This window comes from Bacillus sp. NTK034 (genome assembly GCF_017303275.1).
Lineage (GTDB): Bacteria > Bacillota > Bacilli > Bacillales > Cytobacillaceae > Cytobacillus.
Genome location: NZ_JAFKOJ010000031.1, coordinates 1 through 1558, shown reverse-complemented (window position 1 = coordinate 1558; position 1558 = coordinate 1). Strand labels below are relative to the sequence as shown.

The window sequence follows — 1558 nt, the reverse complement described above, 5'->3', positions numbered from 1 at the left end:
CTAACAGAATCTTTAAGAATAGCCCAAGTTATGTCCCTCAGCCTAATTATAGGTGCAGCAGTTATGATTGTTTTTAGACGAAAGTTTGGGAAAACAAATCATAGCTATGCGGGGAGTTAATTAACCAGCAAAGCACTAACAAGAATCCATTGTTGGTGAAGATTTGATTCTGTTATTCCCTTACAACACTACCTATTAGATATTCAAAGAATATTAGGAAAGCCAATGTATACAAGCCTTTTCTCTTGTATATATTCGGCTTTTTTAATTTAGATAATAGTGAATTCTTTACAAAGGATATCTATCGGTTTACAAATCATTCTTTGAGGATCACCAAAGTACAGGCATACTCCTCTAATCTTTATAAGGAGAACAACCGTTTTTATAACCCGCTCCCCCCTAATCATTTCCTGTTACAATGGATACTTCAAATCCAAAAAAAGTCCATACTTTTTTGAGAAACTAATCTCAAAAAGATAGGTGTGAAGAAATGGATATTTCAAGAAATGAAGTGATCATACAAAGATATGACAGAATTTCTCTTCTCTATGACTGGATGGATAAGATGATTAAGGATGAATGGAGAAATAGTCTATTGGCCAATGTCAGAGGAGACATTCTGGAGGTAGGGATCGGAACAGGATTAAACCTTAAATATTGTCCTTAACATATTAATTCCTTAACTGGCGTAGATTTTAGTGAAGGAATGCTCAACATAGCAAGGAAGAAGAAAAAAAATTACAAGTAGATTTTAAAGTGAATTTGATGAATGCTGATATCCAGGTCCTTCCATTCCCTGACAATACTTTCGACTCTATCGTTTCAACCTGTGTGTTTTGCTCTGTTCCTGATCCGGTAAAAGGGTTAAAGGAACTTAAAAGAGTATGTAAGCCTGAAGGAGAGATTTTTATGATTGAGCATATGAGAAGCAGCAACCCTCTTGCAGGAGTGTTAATGGACGCGCTTAATCCATTAACAGTTAGGCTTTGGGGAGCCAATATTAACCGGGATACACTACATAATATAGATCTATCAGGACTAGTTATAGTAGATAATATTCCATTAATAGGTACGGTTGTCCGAAAACTTACTTTAGGGCCAAATAATTAAATACAAGTAATTTGTTGAATGAGGCTATGCAAAATTATGCATTTTTTATGCAGTTTATTTTCTTAAAGCAGGGGGAATCTATTTAATGAATTAGAATATTGGAAAGGATGATCCTATGTATAGCCAAACCTATGAACAATGCATTCAGGCATGTCTTGAATGTATGGAGGCCTGCAATATTTGTTATGATGCATGCCTTCGCGAGGATGATTTGAAAATGATGGTAGACTGTATCCGGATGGATCGTGATTGTGCAGATATTTGTGCTTTTGCTGCAAAATCGATGCAATCCAATAGCCCCTTTATAAAACAGATATGTCAATTATGTGCCGAAATTTGTGAAGCATGTGGAAACGAATGCAAGAAACATCAACATGAACATTGTCAAAAATGTGCAGATGCTTGCTTTAAATGCGCAGATGATTGCCGTCAAATGGTACAATAAGCA

The 1558-nt window shown here is 35.6% G+C and carries 3 protein-coding genes; all 3 read left to right on the top strand.

What is annotated here, in order from left to right; genetic code table 11:
• Positions 1-490 precede the first annotated feature (490 nt).
• Positions 491-667 carry a hypothetical protein gene (locus JI665_RS28830; RefSeq protein WP_244671353.1) on the top strand — a complete coding sequence of 59 codons (177 nt, stop codon included), beginning with the start codon at positions 491-493 and terminating at the stop codon, positions 665-667.
• Positions 668-765: 98 nt separating this feature from the next.
• On the top strand, positions 766-1110 hold the full coding sequence (locus JI665_RS28825) for a class I SAM-dependent methyltransferase (protein WP_244671354.1): 345 nt from the start codon (positions 766-768) through the stop codon (positions 1108-1110).
• 115 nt (positions 1111-1225) lie between these two features.
• Positions 1226-1555, top strand: coding sequence for a four-helix bundle copper-binding protein (locus JI665_RS28170; protein ID WP_206846284.1), 330 nt, complete (start codon positions 1226-1228; stop codon positions 1553-1555).
• Positions 1556-1558 lie beyond the last annotated feature (3 nt).